The following is a 17,930-nucleotide window of genomic DNA, read 5'->3' on the forward strand; positions in this document are numbered from 1 at the left end:
GAGCGAGGCTTGCCCGCGAAGAGGCCCTCACAAACAACACAAGACAAAAGCAACAACCCGAGCAATCAACGCGCCGCCGACCCATTGCGACGCGACCGCTACATAAAAACAACAGCGAGGTGAAAGCATGTCTGGTAATCGTGGTGTCGTGTATCTCGGCAATGGCCAGGTCGAAGTACAGAAAATCGACTATCCCAAAATGCAGGACCCGCGCGGCAGGAAGATCGAACACGCTGTCATCCTGCGCGTAGTTTCTACCAACATCTGTGGTTCGGATCAGCACATGGTGCGCGGCCGTACCACCGCTCAAACCGGCCTGGTACTGGGCCACGAGATCACGGGTGAAGTGATCGAGAAAGGCCGCGACGTCGAAAATCTGCAGATCGGCGACCTGGTGTCGGTGCCGTTCAACGTCGCTTGCGGGCGCTGCCGTTCCTGCAAGGAAATGCACACCGGTGTTTGCCTGAGCGTTAACCCGGCGCGTCCGGGCGGTGCTTACGGTTATGTCGACATGGGCGACTGGACCGGTGGCCAGGCTGAATACGCCTTGGTGCCGTATGCCGACTTCAACCTGCTGAAACTCCCTGACCGTGATAAGGCCATGGAAAAAATCCGTGACCTGACCTGCCTCTCCGACATCCTGCCGACCGGTTACCACGGCGCAGTGACGGCCGGCGTGGGTCCAGGCAGCACCGTCTACATTGCTGGCGCCGGCCCGGTCGGTCTGGCCGCTGCCGCTTCCGCTCGCCTGCTGGGCGCGGCCGTGGTGGTCATCGGTGACGTCAACCCGGTCCGCCTGGCGCACGCCAAGGCTCAGGGTTTCGAAATCGCCGATCTGTCCCTGGATACTCCGCTGCACGAACAGATCGCTGCACTGCTGGGCGAGCCTGAAGTGGATTGCGCCGTCGACGCCGTAGGCTTCGAGGCACGCGGCCACGGCCATGACGGCGTGAAACACGAGGCTCCGGCCACTGTGCTCAACTCGCTGATGGGTGTGGTCCGGGTTGCCGGCAAGATCGGTATCCCGGGCCTGTACGTGACTGAAGATCCAGGTGCAGTCGATGCAGCCGCAAAAATGGGCAGCCTGAGCATCCGCTTCGGTCTGGGCTGGGCCAAATCCCACAGCTTCCACACCGGCCAGACGCCAGTGATGAAGTACAACCGTCAGCTGATGCAGGCGATCATGTGGGACCGCATTCATATTGCCGACATCGTCGGTGTGGAAGTCATCAGCCTGGATGACGCGCCACGCGGTTACGGCGAGTTTGATGCGGGCGTACCGAAGAAGTTTGTGATTGATCCGCACAAGTTGTTTAGTGCGGCGTAAGGCTTCAGGCATTGCAAAACGGCGACCCTGGGTCGCCGTTTTTGTTGGGCCACTGATCGTTCCCACGCTCCGCGTGGGAATACCTCAATGGACGCTCTGCGTCCGCTTCTGGGGCGCAGAGCGTCCCGGGCTGCATTCCCACGCGGAGCGTGGGAACGATCATTAAAGGGCTGCCAACGCTCCTTGATATAGAACTGGCCCAGTCGGTTGCCCAGTCGGCGATCCCCCCTTCGGCTCAAGACTCACCGCCAACGCAATCGGTTTGCCGATCAGCCCCTTCTGCACATCGCTCAGCTCTACGCGACCCTTACCGCCCGCGGGAATCACCCCAAGTGAAATCGGCTTGCCATCCTTCGGAATCGCCCACAACTCCAGGCTGCGGCCCGGATCAACCGCTGCCAGGGTCAGCGGCTCGACCTTCAAATAATCCTCATGCGCTTCAACCTTCAGCGCAGGCTGCGCGTCAGCAGTCAGCAGCGTAGCGCTGTAACGCGCACTGTCGCGGTTGTAGAGCATGCCCAAGGTGACGGCGATCACCAGCGAGCAAACCGCAGCCGTCACTCGCATCCAGCTCCAGAACGGACGTTTCTGCGGCATATGCAGCACTTGCGGTTCTATGCGTGCAGTAATTCCCTGCCACACCCGATCCGGCACCGGCAGCTCAGGCAGGGCTTCGGTCAGGCTCGCGAGGCTTTCCTGCCACTGCGCCAGTTCCTCGCGAAGCACTGCGTCTTCCAGCAGCAACTGTTCAAAGCGCCGACGAGCGGCAGAAGGCATCAAGCCAATGGCGTAATCGGCGGCGAGGGCACGGCGCAGGGGCGGGGTTTGATAGTTCATGATTCAAGGCACCTGCGCAGTCGCTCCATACCGCGGCGGATCCAGGATTTCACCGAGCCCAATGGCGCGGCCAAATGTTCGGCCAGTTCGGAACACGACAACCCCTGAAAGTAAGCCACGGTGATCGTTTGACGCTGCATACCTTCAAGGCTTTCCAGGCACCGGTTCAAGGCGCTGGCCTCACGGGCTCTGCTGAGCTGTTCGTGGGCCGAAGGACTTTCATCCTCCAACGCCTGTTCTTCAAGGTCGGTCAACGGACGGTCGCGGTGTTTGCGCAACTGATCGATGGCCTGATGACGGGTGATGTTGATCATCCAGGTCAGCGGCGCCGACAGATGCGCCTCATAGCGCGAAGCATTGTTCCAGATGCGCACGAAGCTTTCCTGCAGCACTTCTTCAGCCAGGTCCGGCCGCCCCATAAACCGCAGCGCTACGCCATGCAGCCGAGGGCCGACGCTGCGGTAAAGCGTCTCGAAAGCGCGGCGGTCGCCCAGTGAACACTGGGCCAGAAGCTGCCTGAGCTGATCGGCATCGACGGTGGGAATATCAGTTCTCCAGGCAATCGAGGTGGGCTGCGTGAGGTGCCGGTTGCAGGCAGAGGTTAGTTCACTGTGCGCGGTTGTTCCATTCACGGGTGGCCACCTCTGAAATCCGCCGACCCCGATGGACAGGGTCGGCGGCAGCCCTCAGCTTTTCGGCATCAGCACTTTGTCGATGACCTGAATCACGCCGTTGGACTGGTACACGTCATAGGTGGTGATGTCGGCGACGTCACCTTTTTCATCCTTGATCGTGATGTTGTGCGGGCCGTTCATCATCACCCACAGCTTGCCGCCCGCAACGGTGGTCAGTTCGGCCGTGCCGCCACCGGCCTTGATCTTCTCGGCCAGGGTCATCATATCGAGTTTCCCGGCGACGACGTGGTAGGTGAGGATGTGAGTCAGGGTCGCCTTGTTGGCGGGTTTGAGCAGGGTGTCGACAGTGCCGGCGGGCAGGGCGGCGAAGGCCGAATTGACCGGGGCGAACACGGTGAACGGGCCTTTGCCCTTGAGGGTATCCACCAGGCCTGCGGCTTTCACGGCGGCGACCAAAGTGGTGTGGTCGGCGGAGTTCACCGCGTTATCGATGATGTCTTTGCTCGGCATCATGCTCTGGCCGCCAACGATGACAGCATGGTTTGTGTCTGCCGCTTGCACGGTGTTCAGGGCGAACCCGCCGCCCAAGGCCAGGGTCAGCAGGCTGGCAATCAATGGCGCTTTGATCGAAGTGCGTTTCATGGTGATGATCCTCGTGCAGGGAATCGGCCAGGAATGTCTGTCCGTGCTGGATATACGCGGGCGGGACCCGACTGGATGCAGCGCCGGTAAATTCTTTTGTGACTGTTCGTCTGGGCCTCGCAAAAGCTGGGAACAATCCCCTGGGATGCCAGTCCAACACACAGTTTTTCGCCGTCCATTGCCGGGCGGTTTTCATGGCACATGAGGATGTCTGGATGAAGATTTCACGCGGTTTTGCACTGGCTTCGCTGATGTGTCTGGCGGCCAGTCCGGTTTTCGCTCAGTTCAGCCTGAACGATGCGGCCAATGCCATCTCCGGCATGCAGGGCGATAACGCCGCCGCAGCCGCCGCGCCGACCTCGCAGACGGCCGGTCTGCTGAGTGCGCTCAGCCAATTGAACGTGACGCCACAACAAGCCGTTGGCGGTGCCGGGGCGATGCTCGGTCTGGCGAAGAATCAATTGAGTTCGACCGATTACTCAGCGTTGGCCAAAAGCGTACCGGGGATCGACATATTGTCCGGCGGTGGTGAGCTGGGTGCCCTCAGCGGCTTGCTCGGCTCATCCGGTACAGCGGCAGGTCTGGACAATGCCTTGGGCAACGTGAAGAACATCATCGACCTGAACAACGCTTTCAGCGCATTGGGCATGGACAGCGGCATGATCGGCCAGTTTGCCCCGGTGCTTCTGCAATTTTTCGGTCAGCAGGGCGTCGGCGGTTCGCTGCTGGAAAACCTGGGCGGGATCTGGGGCGCAGGCACCGGTAGTTGACGACGAATGTTTTACCTTGGGATCGTTAACCTTGTGGGAACGATCAACTCAACAACGGTCTAAAATCCCGTTGTCCACTACTCAAGGAAGCCCAATACGTGAAATCCCTCCTTGCACTGCTTTCCCTCGTGGCCCTGCCGGTCCTGGCCGCTGAGCCGACCCTGTACGGGCGCTACGAATACATCGCGCTGCCGGAAATCGGCGGCGAAGTCCTCAAGGCCAAAATGGACACCGGTGCCCTGACGGCGTCGCTGTCGGCCAAAGACATCGAAACCTTCACCCGCGATGGCGACGAGTGGGTGCGTTTTCGCCTCGGCACCAAAGACGCGAGCAACAAGGTCTACGAACACAAAGTTGCGCGGATCAGCAAAATCAAGACCCGCTCCGAAGAAGACGAGGATGACAAGCAAGCGATCGAACCCACCAAGCGTCCGGTGGTCGATCTGGAACTGTGCCTGGGCAACGTCAAGCGCACCGTGGAGGTCAACCTCACCGACCGCAGCAGCTTCAACTACCCTTTGTTGATCGGCGCCAAAGCCTTGCGTGAATTCGGCGCGGCGGTGAACCCGGCGCGGCGCTTTACGGCGGACAAACCCGACTGCTGATTGACGGCGAATCAGCCTTGGGGCACCGTTCGCCCACTTAACTGCCGGGCTCGGACGCCATGCCTCATATCCTGATTGTCGAAGACGAAGTGGCGATTGCCGACACCCTGACGTTCGCGTTGCAGGGCGAGGGCTTTACCACCACCTGGTTGAGCCTTGGCGCGGCGGCGTTGGAGCATCAGCGCCAGACCCCGGCCGACTTGATTATTCTCGACATTGGTCTGCCGGACATCAGCGGCTTCGAGACCTGCAAGCAATTGCGGCGTTTCAGCGAAGTGCCGGTGATCTTCCTCAGCGCCCGTGATGCTGAAATCGATCGCGTTGTGGGCCTGGAAATCGGTGCCGACGATTATGTGGTCAAGCCGTTCAGCCCACGGGAAGTGGCGGCGCGGGTCCGGGCGATTCTCAAACGCATGGCGCCGCGAGCGACCGCCGAGGTGTCTTCGGCACTGTTTCGCATTGACAGCGAGCGGGTGCAGATCAGCTATCGCGGTCAGCCTCTGACCCTGACTCGCCATGAGTTCCGCCTGCTGCACTGCCTGCTGGAGCAACCCGAACGCGTTTTCAGCCGCGAGCTATTGCTCGACGCGCTGGGGGTCGCCGCTGATGCCGGTTACGAACGCAGTATCGACAGCCACATCAAGAGCGTGCGCGCCAAACTGCGCCTGGTGAAGGCCGACGCAGACCCGATCCAGACCCATCGCGGCCTCGGTTACAGCTACAGCCCGGGGCGTAGCTGATGCCTCTGGGGATCCGGATTTTTCTAGTTTACGTGCTGTTTATCGGCCTGACCGGCTACTTTGTGCTGAACACCGTGATGGAAGAAATCCGTCCCGGCGTGCGCCAGTCCACCGAAGAAACGCTGGTCGACACTGCCAACCTGATGGCCGAAATCCTGCGCGACGACTTCAAGGCCGGCACCCTGAATCAGAACCGCTGGCCCGAACTGCTCAAGGCCTATGGCGAACGGCAACCAAAGGCGAGCATCTGGGGGTTGCCGAAGAACCAGGTCAACCACCGCATCTACGTCACCGATGCCAAGGGCATTGTCGTTCTGGATTCCAGTGGCGTCGCGGTGGGCCAGGACTACTCGCGCTGGAACGACGTTTTACTGACCCTGCGCGGCGAATATGGCGCTCGTTCCAGCCGCAGCGATCCGAGCGATCCGAACTCCTCGGTGATGCACGTCGGTGCCCCGATTCGCGACAACGGCCAGATCATCGGCGTGGTCACCGTGGCCAAACCCAACAGCTCGTTGCAGCCTTACGTTGATCGCACTGAACGGCGATTACTCGCCTGGGGGGCCGGGCTAATCGGCCTTGGTCTGCTGTTCGGCGCGTTGTTGTCCTGGTGGCTGAGCGCTGCATTACGGCGGTTGACGGCGTACGCCCAAGCGGTGAGTGAGGGCCGCAGGGTCGAGGTTCCGCACTATCGTGGCGGCGAACTGGAACAACTGGCGACGGCGGTTGAACAGATGCGTACGCAACTCGAAGGCAAAGCCTACGTCGAGCGTTACGTACATACCTTGACCCACGAACTGAAAAGCCCGCTGGCGGCGATTCGCGGCGCGGCGGAGTTGCTGCAAGGCGAGATGCCGCAGGCCCAGCGGCAACGTTTCGTCAGCAACATCGACAGCGAAAGTGTGCGGATGCAGCAGTTGATCGAGCGGCTGTTGAACCTGGCTCAAGTTGAACAGCGCCAAGGATTGGAGGAGCAGGTGGCGGTGCCGCTGGCGAAGCTGGTAGATGAATTGCTGAGCGCTCAGGCGGCGCGCATCGAAGGCAAAAAGTTGCGCGTGGAACAACGAATTGCGGCGGATTTGAACCTGCTCGGCGAACCGTTTCTATTGCGTCAGGCGCTGGGGAATCTGCTGGAAAATGCTTTGGATTTCACTCCGGCTCAGGGCTTGCTGCGATTCAGCGCCGAGCGCATTGGGCAGCAGATCGAGTTCAGGCTGTTCAACCAGGCCGAGGCGATTCCCGACTATGCGCTGCCGAGGTTGAGCGAGCGGTTTTACTCATTGCCGCGACCGGACAGCGGGCGCAAGAGCACGGGGTTGGGGCTTAACTTTGTTGAGGAAGTGGTGAAGCTGCATGGTGGGGTGATGAGCATCGGCAACGCCGATGGTGGTGTAGAGGTCATGTTGCACCTGCCTTAGCGTCAGTCTCCACACACTCTCCACAGTTCTCCCATAAATTCCCCACACACCCATCCCAGACTCTCCCCCATCCAAACAGGGAGAGTCCCATGAACCGCAGCCTGACCCTAAAACTCGGGGCAATTGCCCTTCTGATTCTGCTATTGCTCATCCCGTTGCTGATGATCAACGGCATCATCCAGGACCGTCAGCAACTGCGCGACGGTGTCCTCGAAGACATCGCCCGCAGCTCCAGCTCCAGCCAGCAACTGAGCGGGCCGCTGATGGTGGTGCCGTATCGCAAAGTGGTGCGCGCCTGGAAGCGCAACGAGAAAACCAACCAGCGTTACCAGGAAGTGGGTGAAGAACGCGGTCGTTTGTATTTCCTCCCGGAGCGCTTCGAACTCGACGGCGACGTCCAGACCGAACTGCGTGCTCGGGGCATTTACGAGGCGCGTCTGTTTCATGCGGATAACCGCATCAGCGGGCATTTTTCGGTCCCGGCTCAATTGGGTATCAAGGACGACTTCGTCGATTACCAGTTCGACCAGCCGTTTTTGGCAGTCGGGATCAGCGACATTCGCGGCATCGAAAACGCCCTGATACTCGAGCTCAATGGCCAGAAACTCGACTTCGTTCCCGGTAGCCAGGTGGGCTGGTTGGGGGAGGGCGTGCATGTAACCCTGCCGGCGCTCAACGCGAAACAAGCCACGGAACTGGCCTTCGGTTTCGACCTGCGTCTGCAAGGCACTGGTCAGTTACAGATCCTCCCGGTGGGCAAGACCAGCAAGGTTTCGCTGGCCGCCAATTGGCCGCATCCGAGTTTCATCGGCAACTACCTGCCGGCCCAGCGTGAAGTCAGCGATCAGGGCTTCACTGCCCATTGGCAGACCTCGTTTTTCTCGACCAACTTGCAAGAGGCCTTGAGCAGCTGTGTGTCCGGCGGCGGTTGCGAAGCCTACACCGGCCGCAGTTTCGGGGTGAGCTTCATCGACCCGGTGGATCAGTACTTGAAAAGCGATCGGGCGATCAAATATGCGTTGCTGTTTATCGTCCTGACCTTCGCCGGTTTCTTCCTCTTCGAAGTGCTGAAAAGCCTGGCGGTGCACCCGGTGCAATACGCGCTGGTCGGCGTGGCCCTGGCGTTCTTCTATCTGTTGTTGCTGTCGCTGTCCGAGCACATCGGCTTTGCCCTGGCGTATTTGCTGTCGGCGAGCGGCTGTGTGTTGTTGATCGGTTTTTACGTCTGCCATGTGCTGCGCAGCGTACGTCATGGCTTGGGTTTTTCGGGAGGATTGGCGGCGTTTTACGGCTTGCTCTATGGCTTGCTGAGTGCTGAGGATTACGCGTTGTTGATGGGGTCGCTGCTGTTGTTCGGTTTGCTGGGCGTGTTCATGGTGCTGACCCGCAAGCTGGACTGGTATGGGATTGGGCAGAAGTCGGCCAAACCGCTGACGTTTGATATTGGGGCTGTGGAATGAGCCGGTCGTTGGGGTTGCGTGAGGATCAGCGGGAGGGCGAATTACTGGCGATGCGGATAGCTAATTTGTTTTCTCCGGATTGGGGCGATCCCTTCGCGGGCAAGCCTCGCTCCTACAGATCACCTAGACCTGGAGCGAGCGGTGCGGCGATCCGACTTGCCCGCGGAGGCGGCCGCATCGTCACCGCAAAAAATTAAACCTTCGGCATCGTCGCCAGCATCGAAGCCCGCTGGCTCACCTCGAAAAACCACTCGGCCAGCTTCGGATTCGCCGTGCGCCATTCCAGGTCCGGATGGCGCAAATCCAGGTAGCCCAAAGCACAGGCCACACTGATTGCCGCCACATCGAAGTGGCTGGTCAGCTCGGCAATCGCGTCGGCTTCCAGCACTGCCAGGCCGCGACGAATCTTGTCGCGTTGGCCATCAAGCCACTCGTCCCAGTGTTTTTCCGGGGCGCGCAGCGCGACTTCATAACGAATCAGCACCGCAGCGTCCATGATCCCGTCGGCCAGGGAGGCCAGGGTCAGCCGCCGCCAGCGGGCCGAGCCGTCGCGCGGTATCAGCGGGTTGCCGACGTGCTGGTGATCGAGGTAATCGAGGATCACCCGGCTGTCATGGATGACGTTGCCATCGGCCAGGCGCAGGGCCGGGATTTTACCCAGCGGGTTGTCTTCGTTGAGGGTAAGGTCCGGGCTGACCGGCGTGAGCACGCTGGTTTGCAGCGCCACGCGGTCCTGTTGACCGGTTTCGTGCAACAGCACCATGACTTTGCGAACGAAGGGCGACAAAGGGTTGTGGAACAGGGTCATGCTGGGGGCGGACATGGCAGCGTCTCGGTGTGGGGCAGTGCTGGGCAGCATAGCGCGTGGATCACGCAACTTGTAGGAGCGAAGCTTGCTCGCGAAGAGGCCGGTACATCCGGCAGATTTCTTGCGGCAGGAAAGCCGTCTTCGCGAGCAAGCTTCGCTCCTACGAATTGTTAGCGGCGTTGCAGCAGGCCGCGCAGGGCGAGGATTGCGGGAACGCCCAAGCCAAGCCAGCTCAATGCGTCCCACACGCCATCGCCCAGCAATGCGGCGAACAGCCCCGCAGCGCTAAGCAGGGCGATAACGGTGGGGGTGGAGAAGACCCTCCAGAAACTCGACTGGCGTGGCCTCATGCTGGGCTCTCCGCGTTCTCGAGCACAGGTTTCGCCGCTTTGCGCCGCACCACCCACAAGTAAACCCCGCTGCCGAGCACGATGATGGTCAGCCCATCCAGGGTCGCCCAGAGGATCTTCATCGGCATGCCGCCGTAATCACCGAAGTGCAGCGGTTGTGACATGCCCATGGCGTCCATGTACCACGGCCTTTCGGCCACGGCGGTGACTTGCAGGGTGCTGGCGTCGATCAGCACCGGTGTCAGCAGGTGCGAGGTCAGGTGAGTGCTGCCTTTCATGAACACCGCGTAGTGGTGTTCGCTGGAGAATCGTGTGCCGGGGAAGGCGATAAAGTCCGGCTGCATGCCCGGTGCGACGTCCTTGGCGATATCGAGTAAACGGGTCGCGGGCGCCAGTTGTGTCAGGGGCGGCGCGTCGCGGTAAGGCGCGATCATCGCGCTCAGACTGTCGTTGCGCCACGCAGCGATCAACAGGTCGGCGCACGCGCTGATAACGCCGGTGACGCCAACCACCAAGGCCCAGGTCAAGGTCACCACGCCGATCAAGTTGTGCAGATCGAGCCAGCGCAGGCGGGTGGATTTGTTCTGGCGCACGGTGGCGAATTTCAAACGGCGCATGAACGGCAGGTACAGCACCGTCCCGGACACAATCGCCACCACGAACAGAATGCCCATGAACGCCAGCAGCAACTTGCCCGGCAGACCGGCGAACATGTCCACGTGCAGGCGCAACATGATCATCATGAAACCGCCGTTGGCTGACGGCATCTCCAGCGCTTCACCGGTGCGGGCGTCGAGCATGAAGGTGTGAGACGAGTTCGGTTCAGTACCGGCGGTGGCCGCCATGATTGCGATCGCGGCGTTGGGCTCATCTTCGTCAAAGCCGAAATACTGCATGACGTCGCCGGGACGATGCTGTTCAGCCGCCTGCACCAACTGCTGCAAATTCAGCTGCGGGGTGTTCGTCGGCATTGCCTTCAATTCAGCGGCATCGCCCAGCAGGTGGTCGATCTCGTGGTGGAAGATCAACGGCAAGCCGGTCAGCGCCAGCATCAGCAGAAAGACCGTGCAGATCAGGCTGGTCCAGGTGTGGACGAAGGACCAGCGGCGGATTGTTTTACTTTTCATTTCATGGCCTTCAGAAAGACCAAAGCCGCCCACTAAGGACGGCTTGGTCATTGGGCATGTCAGGTCAGGCGATTACCACGTGTAAGTAGCACTGGCGACGACGCTGCGTTGGTCACCGTAGTAGCAATAGAAGCTGTCACAGGTGGAGATGTAATCCTTGTCAAACAGGTTGGTGGCGTTCAGTGCCAGGGAGGCGCCTTTCAGACTGTTATCCAGACGGCCCAGGTCGTAATGAACAGCGGCGTCGAACACGGTGTAAGCGTCAGCCTTGCCGAGCGAGGTATTGCCTTGATCGCCGTAGGTATTGCCGGTGTAACGAGCGCCAGCGCCAATGCCGAAACCATCCAGTACGCCGTTGTGCCAGGTGTAGTCGGCCCACAGCGAAGCCTGTTGGTTGGGTATCAGTTGCAGGCGATTGCCTTTGAAGTCGCCTTTCTGCACTTCGGATTTGGCCAGGGTGTAAGCGGCGATGACCTTGAGGTTCTCGGTCACGTCGGAGACGGCTTCCAGTTCCAGGCCTTTGACTTTTACTTCACCGGTCTGGCTGGTGATCGAAACACCGTTCGAGTTGGTCGTGGCGACGGAGACGTTTTTCTGGGTCAGGTCGTAGACCGCAGCAGTCAGCAGGGTGCCGCTGCCAGGCGGTTGGTACTTGATGCCCAGTTCCCATTGCTTGCCTTCAGTCGGCTTGAACGAATCGGTCGGCGATGCCGTGGCGTTGCTGTTCGGCTGGAACGACTCGGCGTAGGACAAGTAGGGCACGAAGCCCGAGTCGAACACGTAGCTGATCGCCGCGTTGCCGCTGAAGTTCTTGTTCCGTTCGGTGTTGGTGGCATCGCCCTTGTTGAAGAACTGGGTGCTGGTGTGAACCCAGTCTTCACGACCCCCCAGCGTCAGGCGCCATTGGTCGAGGGCCATCTGGTCCTGGACGTACAGACCGGTCTGGTAGGTCTTCTGGTCGTAATCGTAGAACGCCGCCGAGCGTGGCGGACGAACGATGGGTTGGCCATAGATCGGGTTGTTGACGTTGGTGGTCAGACCGTCGCCGAAGATCGAGGTGTAGTGGGTGTTGGTGCCCTGGTGATCGAGGCCGATCAGCAAGGTGTGACGGATGTCACCGGTCGCGAAGTCGCCCTGGAAGTTGTTGTCCACGGCGAACTGGCTGATGTCCTCGTCGACACTGGTGCTCGAACGACCCACGTTGCCCTCGGCATCGACCTGGGTGAACGGATAAGCGCCGGGAGTGAGGGCCTGGAAGGACAGGTCCGATTTTGTGTAACGCAGGTTCTGCTTGAACTGCCAGACATCGTTCAAACGATGTTCAAAGGCGTAGCCCAGTGCGTAGTAGGTGCGGTCGTAGAATTCCCAGTCCGGGTCGCCCAGATTCTTGTGGTGGGAGATCTTGCCGAGGGGCGAATGGATTTTGGTGCCCTGCACCGGCAAGAACTGGCTGGTGATGCCGGTATCGTCGCGGGTGAACTGGGTGAGCAGGGTGAACCGGGTGTCTTCGTCGATGTTCCAGGTCAGGCTCGGCGCAATGTTGTAGCGCTTGTTGTCGACGTGGTCGATTTGCGTGCCGCTGTCGCGCACCACACCGCTCAGACCGTAGAGGAACTGGCCTTCGTCGTCGATCTTGCCGGTGCTGGCGACGTTGATCTGGCGATGGTTGTCGCTGCCGTATTGCACCTGTATTTCGTTGCTCGACTCGACGCTGGGGCGACGGCTGACCATGTCGAGCAAGCCGCCTGGCGGGGTCTGGCCGTAAACCGACGAGGCCGGGCCGCGCAGCAGGGCGAGGCGGTCCAGGTTCCAGGTTTCCTGTTTCGGGTTGGCGTACACGCCTTTTGGTAGCGGCAGGCCATCGAGGAATTGAGTCGGCTCGAAACCGCGCACGCGCAACCAGTCGGCGCGGGTGTCGCTGCCGTAGCTGCTGGCGACGATGCCGGGCATGTAGCGCACCGCGTCATCGAGGCTATGCACGCTGCGGTCGTCCATTTGCTCGCGGGTGGCGACCGAAATCGAGCGCGGTGCTTCGACCAGCGCGGTATCGGTCTTGGTACCGGCGGCGGTGCGGGTGGCCAAATAACCCTCCACCGGGCCCCAGGCACTTTCGGTGTTTTCAACGCCAATCACGGCGGTTTCCGGCAGGGCCATCACGCCTTCGGGCACGGCCACCAGGCTGTAGGTGCCAGCACTGCTCTTTTCCAGTTGCAGACCGGTGCCGCGCAAGGCTTCGCGCAGGGCGCCGGCTGCGTCGAACGGGCCTTTGACCGGTGCCGAGGTCTTACCCGCCGCCAGTGACGGATTCAACGACAGCGCCAGGTCGGCCTGGCTGGCGATCTGGTTCAGGGTGCTGGCCAATGGCGCGGCCGGCAGGTTGTAGGCGCGAACGCTGGACGCCTGTTCAGCGGCGATCAGCTGGCTGCTGGCCAGAGGGGCGCAAAGGGCAATGGCGACTGCCAGCAAACTGGGGCGCAACAAGGTGTCTAGCAAGCGGGACATACGGGGGTTCCTGAATGGAAATATTTCTCAATTGCCTAGGTGCCGAACGAGAATTCAAAAGTGATAGGGCTGATTGAAAATAATTTCGATTCAGTAAACAAATATTGATGGATGGATCGTTCCCACGCTCTGCGTGGGAATGCCTCAATGGACGCTCTGCGTCCGCTTCGGCATGTGACGCGGAGCGTCACGGGCTGCATTCCCACGCAGAGCGTGGGAACGATCATTTAGCCTCAGTCTTCGCCGTCACCGTCACCCACCACGGCGTGTGCTGTTCGATCTGCACCGGCAGGGTCGGCAACAGCGCGCTCAGGGCCTTGTCGGTGTCATGCAGCGGGAAGCTGCCGGTGATTCGCAGGTCGGCAATCTCGGGTGCAACACCCAAATGCCCGCGGCGATAGCGACCGAGTTCATGGACCAAGTCTTCCAGCCGTGCGTTGTCCACCACCAGCATGCCGCGGGTCCAGGCATCGGGGCCGAGGTTGAGCGCGACGATCGGCCCGAGGCCATTGCTGCGCATCAGGACTTGCTGGCCTTCACGCAGAACCTGTTCTTCAGGACTCGACTCGGGATGAGCCGCCACTGCCGATTTCAGCACGCTCAAGCGCGTACCTTGTTCTTCGCGCTTGACCAGAAACCTTGTCCCCAGTGCGCGCAGGCTGCCTTCGTGGGTTTCGACGATAAACGGCCGGGCGTCGCCATGGCCAGTTTCGACGAGGATTTCCCCTTCCTGGAGGATGATCAGTCGCTGCTTTTCATCGAAACGCACGTCAACGGCACTGTGGGTATTGAGGTTGATCAGCGTGCCGTCGGTCAGGCGCAAGGTGCGTTGCTCACCGGTGGCGGTGCGCTGGTCGGCCAGCCAATAGTCGATCGGCAGGTAACGATCACCGGCGAACAGCGCCAACCCGATCACCGCAACGGTGCTGGCCACGCCGCTGCCGAGTTTGCGCACTCGACGGCGGATGCTCTCCCGCGATTGCAGTAACGCGGTGCGTGCCGGGCCGCTGGCAACGCTGAAGCGCTGGTCGAGCATGCCCAGTTGGCGCCATGCCCGCGCATGTTCTTCGTGGGCGGCATGCCATTTGGCGAACTCTTCGCGCTCCACCGGGTTGCCGGAGTCCAGGGACAATTGCCAGGCAATCGCGGCATCCAGCACCTGCGCCGAGACGGGTTTGGAGCTGACGGGACTCATATCGGCTCACCGTACAAAGCGATGTAGCACTGACGAATGCCCTGGGCCAGGTACTGACGAACTCGCGGCACTGACACACTTAAACGCTCGGCGATTTCTGAGTGGCCGAGGCCGTCGAGACGGTTATAGAGAAACGCCGCCCGGGCCTTGCTTGAGAGCTTGCCGAGCAGACGGTCGATGGCTTTGAGGTCTTCGAGGATCATTTGCTGTTCCTCCACCGACGGTTGTTCGCCTTCCGGGATCAGCATCAGTTCCGTGAGGTAGGCTTGCTCCAGCGCTGCGCGGCGGAAATAGTCGAACAGCAGACCCTTGGCAATCGCCACCAAAAACGCGCGTGGCTCGCGTGGTTCCTTCAGCTCTTCACGACCCAGCAAGCGCACGAAAGTGTCCTGACTCAGGTCTTCGGCCCGTTGCGGACAGGCCACGTTGCGTCGCAGCCAAGCCAATAGCCAACCGCGATGGTCGCGATATAACGCACCAACGAGCTCACTTTGAGGGCTTTGGACTGACGACACGCAGCATCACCGATTGGGAAGTGTTAACTAACGAGAATTGTTCGCGATTGTGGCAGAGGTGGGGGAGGTAAGCAATTGGCGCTGGTCGGGTGACCGCGTCATCGTTCATCGCGGGCAAGCCTCGCTCCTACAAAGAGCTTGCGTAAATCCTGTAGGAGCGAGACTTGCCCGCGAAGGGGCCGGAACAGGCGCAGCGGATCTAAAAGGAAGGCGCTCGCTGCCGCCGCTTCCACTGATTCATCCGCTGCTGCAGATTCAACGGGCTATGAATCTGCAACTGACGCGCCCGGCTGAACAAAATCAACGCCAGCTCAGCGGTGGCCAACGCATCGGCACTGGCATTGTGGCGTTCGAACACTTCCAGTTTGAACCAGTCGATCCACTCATCCAGCCCGGCATCGCGAATGTGCGCCTGAGGGCAAAGCAGCGGCGCGATGTCTGCTACATCCAGAAACGGATGCTGCAACTTGTAGCCCAGATGGTCTTTCAGCGCGCGCCCGAGCATGTGCTGATCGAACGGCGCATGAAACGCCAGTACCGGGCTGTCGCCGAGGAACTCCATGAATTCGACCAGGGCCTGAGCCGGATCGCTGCCAGCGGCAATCGCACTTGGCCCCAGGCCATGGATCAACACGCTGGGCGCCAACTTCATGTCGGCGCATTGCAACGTGCGTTCGAACTGCTGGCTGAAATCGATCGCGCCGTCCTCGATCACCACCGCGCCGATGGACAACACCCGATCCTTGTTCAGGTTCAGCCCGGTGGTTTCCAGGTCGAGTACTACCCAGCGCTGTTCGCGCAGGCTGCATTCGCCGAGCTCTGCCGCCAAGGGCAAGCGTTGCAAACGTTGTTGAAGTTCGCCGGGAAGGCTCGGACCTGTCGGGCGCAGCCATGAAAACAGGCTCATAGCTGATACCGCAGGGCCAGGCTGCTTTGCAGGCGTTGTGCCTGGCGCAGGGACTCACGCAGGATCCGTCGATCAAGATGATTGAGGCTGTCAGGGTCGACCCGGTTGGAGTAGGGCAAGTTCTCCCGGGTCTGTAGCTGATGTTGCTGCATGCGGGTTTGCTGGATGAAGTGATAGGCCTCTTCGTACGCCGCACCGTCCAGCCGCTCGATGACGTCTTTGGCCACCAGTTGGCGAAAGCGCTCCTGCGTGTTGTTTGCCTCGATTCCATGAGCCAACGCGAGCAGTCGGGCACCGTCCACAAAAGGCGTCAGCCCTTGAACTTTCAAGTCCAGGGTGGCTTTCTCGCCATTCTTGCGAGCCAGTACGAACTCACGGAAACGTCCTACGGGTGGACGGTTGCGCAGGGCGTTCTCGGCCATCATCCGTTGGAACAGCCGGTTGTCATTCACCTGATCGAGAATGCCCCGGCGCAGTTGCTCGCAGCCTTGCTCGTCACCCCAGACCACCCGCAAGTCGAAATAAATGCTCGAACCCAGCAGGTTCTCTGGCGTTGCCTCGCGGATAAACGCCGCAAAACGCCGCGACCATTCGGCCCGGGACAGACACAGCTCAGGGTTGCCGGCCATGATGTTGCCCTTGCACAGGGTGAAACCGCAGAGCGCCAGGCTTTGATTGATCTGCTGGGCAATGGGCAACAACTTGCCGCGAATCTCGGCGGCATGGGCCGCGTCCCGGGCTTCGAACAGAATGCCGTTGTCCTGATCGGTGTGCAGTGTCTGTTCGCGGCGGCCTTCGCTGCCGAAGCACAGCCAGCTGAACGGCACACCTGGGTCGCCTTTCTCGGCGAGTGTCAGTTCGATCACCCGGCACACCGTGTGGTCGTTGAGCAGGGTGATGATGTGGGTGATCTGGGTCGACGACGCGCCGTGGGCCAGCATGCGCTCCACCAGTTGGCCGATTTCACCGCGCATCGCCACCAGGTTTTCTACGCGCTGGGCGCTGCGGATGGTCCGCGCCAGATGCACCAGGTCGACCCGTTGCAGGGAAAACAAATCACGTTCCGAGACCACACCGCACAGGCGATGATCCTTCACCAGGCAGACGTGGGCGATGTGCCGCTCGGTCATGGCAATCGCCGCATCAAAGGCGCTGTGGTCCGGCGACAGGAAAAACGGCGCCTGGGTCATGTGCCGTTCGATGGCTTCGTTGAAGTCGTTAGTGCCGTCGGCCACCACATGGCGCAGGTCGCGCAGGGTGAAAATCCCCAGCGGCGCTTTCTGCTCGTCGACGACCACGATGCTACCGACCTGCTGCTCGTGCATCAGGGTCACGGCTTCACGCAACGGCGTGGCTGGGCTGCAGGTCACCGGGTGGCGCATGGCCAATTCGCCCAGTCGGGTATTAAGCGAGTACTGGGTGCCGAGGGTTTCCACGGCTTTTTGCTGGACTTGCTGGTTAACCTGATCCAGCAGGCTGCTCACGCCGCGTAGGGAAAAGTCGCGAAACGCATTGGAAAGCGCGAACAATTTGATGAACGCCAGCTTGTTCAGCTGTAGGCAAAAGGTGTCTTCGGCCGCGAGGTGTTCGGTGCGGGTTGCACGCTCCCCCAGCAGCGCGGCGAGGGGGAAACACTCTCCGGTGGTGATTTCGAAGGTGGTTTCGGTCCCGCCCTTGGCCGTGTGGGGACGTTCACCCACGACCCGGCCTTGTTTGACGATGTAGAAATGTTCAACCGGGCCGTCGGCGGGCTTGATGATGCTCTCGCCGGGGGCATAAAAACGCAGCTGACATTGCTCGACCAGGTACGCCAGGTGGGCGTGTTCCATTTGATTGAAGGGCGGGAAGCGCTGAAGGAATTGCAAAGTGCCCTGGATGTTCTGCAACACCGCGGTTTTCCCTGCCTGTGTGAAGGCGTCCGCTTTACTCATAACTATTACCGCAGTCTTTTTTGAATTGTTGTTGTCGGATGACTCACTCATGGTCGGCCCCTGCGTGCAGGGTGCCCATTGGACGTAAGTCTAGGTAGGCAGTGAAGCTGTCGGCATTTGGGAAATGTCTGACGCAACTGTGGGAAAAACCCTCTGCATTG

The 17,930-nt window shown here is 60.6% G+C and carries 17 protein-coding genes; 6 read left to right on the forward strand and 11 right to left on the reverse strand.

The annotated features are described in order from the left end of the window. Positions 1-127: 127 nt before the first annotated feature. Positions 128-1,327, forward strand: a complete 1,200-nt coding sequence (gene fdhA / locus ACYZT0_RS28110) for a formaldehyde dehydrogenase, glutathione-independent (protein WP_282380524.1) — start codon at positions 128-130, stop codon at positions 1,325-1,327. Between the two features lie 162 nt (positions 1,328-1,489). Here fdhA and ACYZT0_RS28115 read toward each other — a convergent pair whose 3' ends face one another. Genes ACYZT0_RS28115 through ACYZT0_RS28125 form a run of 3 tightly spaced genes read right to left on the reverse strand, consistent with a single transcriptional unit; the run spans position 1,490 to position 3,441 of the window. Then, positions 1,490-2,164, reverse strand: coding sequence for an anti-sigma factor (locus ACYZT0_RS28115; RefSeq protein ID WP_462043930.1), 675 nt, complete (start codon positions 2,162-2,164; stop codon positions 1,490-1,492). After that, the gene (locus tag ACYZT0_RS28120; protein ID WP_462043931.1) at positions 2,161-2,796 is read right to left on the reverse strand and encodes an RNA polymerase sigma factor; all 636 of its coding nucleotides are present in this window, start codon (positions 2,794-2,796) and stop codon (positions 2,161-2,163) included. Before ACYZT0_RS28120 ends, ACYZT0_RS28115 begins: the two co-directional genes overlap by 4 nt. Before the next feature lie 54 nt (positions 2,797-2,850). Beyond that, positions 2,851-3,441 carry a fasciclin domain-containing protein gene (locus ACYZT0_RS28125; protein ID WP_462043932.1) on the reverse strand — a complete coding sequence of 197 codons (591 nt, stop codon included), beginning with the start codon at positions 3,439-3,441 and terminating at the stop codon, positions 2,851-2,853. Positions 3,442-3,656: 215 nt separating this feature from the next. Between ACYZT0_RS28125 and ACYZT0_RS28130 the strand changes: the two genes are divergently transcribed. From ACYZT0_RS28130 to creD, 5 genes are all read left to right on the forward strand, one after another. Further along, positions 3,657-4,211, forward strand: coding sequence for a DUF2780 domain-containing protein (locus ACYZT0_RS28130; RefSeq protein ID WP_462043933.1), 555 nt, complete (start codon positions 3,657-3,659; stop codon positions 4,209-4,211). A 98-nt stretch (positions 4,212-4,309) separates the two neighbouring features. After that, positions 4,310-4,816, forward strand: a complete 507-nt coding sequence (rloA2, locus tag ACYZT0_RS28135) for a retropepsin-like aspartic peptidase RloA2 (protein ID WP_462043934.1) — start codon at positions 4,310-4,312, stop codon at positions 4,814-4,816. A gap of 59 nt (positions 4,817-4,875) precedes the next feature. Then, positions 4,876-5,556, forward strand: a complete 681-nt coding sequence (creB, locus tag ACYZT0_RS28140) for a two-component system response regulator CreB (protein ID WP_462043935.1) — start codon at positions 4,876-4,878, stop codon at positions 5,554-5,556. Next, the gene (gene creC, locus ACYZT0_RS28145) at positions 5,556-6,974 is read left to right on the forward strand and encodes a two-component system sensor histidine kinase CreC (protein ID WP_462043936.1); all 1,419 of its coding nucleotides are present in this window, start codon (positions 5,556-5,558) and stop codon (positions 6,972-6,974) included. Before creB ends, creC begins: the two co-directional genes overlap by 1 nt. A gap of 89 nt (positions 6,975-7,063) precedes the next feature. Then, positions 7,064-8,434, forward strand: a complete 1,371-nt coding sequence (gene creD / locus ACYZT0_RS28150; protein ID WP_462043937.1) for a cell envelope integrity protein CreD — start codon at positions 7,064-7,066, stop codon at positions 8,432-8,434. Between the two features lie 193 nt (positions 8,435-8,627). Here creD and ACYZT0_RS28155 read toward each other — a convergent pair whose 3' ends face one another. The 8 genes from ACYZT0_RS28155 to ACYZT0_RS28190 all read right to left on the reverse strand — a co-directional run bounded on the left by ACYZT0_RS28155 (position 8,628) and on the right by ACYZT0_RS28190 (position 17,769). Beyond that, positions 8,628-9,257: a glutathione S-transferase gene (locus ACYZT0_RS28155; protein WP_462031113.1), complete on the reverse strand. Its 630-nt coding sequence runs from the start codon at positions 9,255-9,257 to the stop codon at positions 8,628-8,630. A 155-nt stretch (positions 9,258-9,412) separates the two neighbouring features. After that, positions 9,413-9,592, reverse strand: coding sequence for a hypothetical protein (locus ACYZT0_RS28160; RefSeq protein ID WP_462043938.1), 180 nt, complete (start codon positions 9,590-9,592; stop codon positions 9,413-9,415). Beyond that, on the reverse strand, positions 9,589-10,719 hold the full coding sequence (locus ACYZT0_RS28165) for a PepSY-associated TM helix domain-containing protein (RefSeq protein WP_462043939.1): 1,131 nt from the start codon (positions 10,717-10,719) through the stop codon (positions 9,589-9,591). Before ACYZT0_RS28165 ends, ACYZT0_RS28160 begins: the two co-directional genes overlap by 4 nt. A gap of 72 nt (positions 10,720-10,791) precedes the next feature. After that, a complete protein-coding gene (locus ACYZT0_RS28170; RefSeq protein ID WP_462043940.1) occupies positions 10,792-13,221 on the reverse strand; it encodes a TonB-dependent siderophore receptor in 2,430 nt (809 codons plus the stop codon). Positions 13,222-13,444: 223 nt separating this feature from the next. Then, positions 13,445-14,416: a FecR domain-containing protein gene (locus ACYZT0_RS28175; RefSeq protein ID WP_462043941.1), complete on the reverse strand. Its 972-nt coding sequence runs from the start codon at positions 14,414-14,416 to the stop codon at positions 13,445-13,447. Further along, on the reverse strand, positions 14,413-14,931 hold the full coding sequence (locus tag ACYZT0_RS28180; RefSeq protein ID WP_462043942.1) for an RNA polymerase sigma factor: 519 nt from the start codon (positions 14,929-14,931) through the stop codon (positions 14,413-14,415). Before ACYZT0_RS28180 ends, ACYZT0_RS28175 begins: the two co-directional genes overlap by 4 nt. 199 nt (positions 14,932-15,130) lie before the next feature. After that, positions 15,131-15,838: a 3'-5' exonuclease gene (locus tag ACYZT0_RS28185; protein ID WP_462043943.1), complete on the reverse strand. Its 708-nt coding sequence runs from the start codon at positions 15,836-15,838 to the stop codon at positions 15,131-15,133. Next, positions 15,835-17,769 (reverse strand): putative nucleotidyltransferase substrate binding domain-containing protein, encoded by a 1,935-nt coding sequence (locus ACYZT0_RS28190; protein ID WP_462043944.1) that lies wholly within the window; start codon positions 17,767-17,769, stop codon positions 15,835-15,837. Before ACYZT0_RS28190 ends, ACYZT0_RS28185 begins: the two co-directional genes overlap by 4 nt. Positions 17,770-17,930 lie beyond the last annotated feature (161 nt).

It is taken from the genome of Pseudomonas sp. ZS1P83, assembly GCF_054897825.1.

Bases quoted from the DNA above. Each gene is read 5' to 3' on its own strand.
- creB (WP_462043935.1), top strand. From the start codon at position 4,876: ATGCCTCATATCCTGATTGTCGAAGACGAAGTGGCGATTGCCGACACC.
- ACYZT0_RS28155 (WP_462031113.1), bottom strand. From the start codon at position 9,257: ATGTCCGCCCCCAGCATGACCCTGTTCCACAACCCTTTGTCGCCCTTC.
- ACYZT0_RS28165 (WP_462043939.1), bottom strand. From the start codon at position 10,719: ATGAAAAGTAAAACAATCCGCCGCTGGTCCTTCGTCCACACCTGGACC.
- creD (WP_462043937.1), top strand. From the start codon at position 7,064: ATGAACCGCAGCCTGACCCTAAAACTCGGGGCAATTGCCCTTCTGATT.
- ACYZT0_RS28190 (WP_462043944.1), bottom strand. From the start codon at position 17,769: ATGAGTAAAGCGGACGCCTTCACACAGGCAGGGAAAACCGCGGTGTTG.
- ACYZT0_RS28125 (WP_462043932.1), bottom strand. From the start codon at position 3,441: ATGAAACGCACTTCGATCAAAGCGCCATTGATTGCCAGCCTGCTGACC.
- creC (WP_462043936.1), top strand. From the start codon at position 5,556: ATGCCTCTGGGGATCCGGATTTTTCTAGTTTACGTGCTGTTTATCGGC.
- fdhA (WP_282380524.1), top strand. From the start codon at position 128: ATGTCTGGTAATCGTGGTGTCGTGTATCTCGGCAATGGCCAGGTCGAA.
- ACYZT0_RS28115 (WP_462043930.1), bottom strand. From the start codon at position 2,164: ATGAACTATCAAACCCCGCCCCTGCGCCGTGCCCTCGCCGCCGATTAC.
- ACYZT0_RS28170 (WP_462043940.1), bottom strand. From the start codon at position 13,221: ATGTCCCGCTTGCTAGACACCTTGTTGCGCCCCAGTTTGCTGGCAGTC.
- ACYZT0_RS28175 (WP_462043941.1), bottom strand. From the start codon at position 14,416: ATGAGTCCCGTCAGCTCCAAACCCGTCTCGGCGCAGGTGCTGGATGCC.
- ACYZT0_RS28130 (WP_462043933.1), top strand. From the start codon at position 3,657: ATGAAGATTTCACGCGGTTTTGCACTGGCTTCGCTGATGTGTCTGGCG.
- ACYZT0_RS28185 (WP_462043943.1), bottom strand. From the start codon at position 15,838: ATGAGCCTGTTTTCATGGCTGCGCCCGACAGGTCCGAGCCTTCCCGGC.
- ACYZT0_RS28160 (WP_462043938.1), bottom strand. From the start codon at position 9,592: ATGAGGCCACGCCAGTCGAGTTTCTGGAGGGTCTTCTCCACCCCCACC.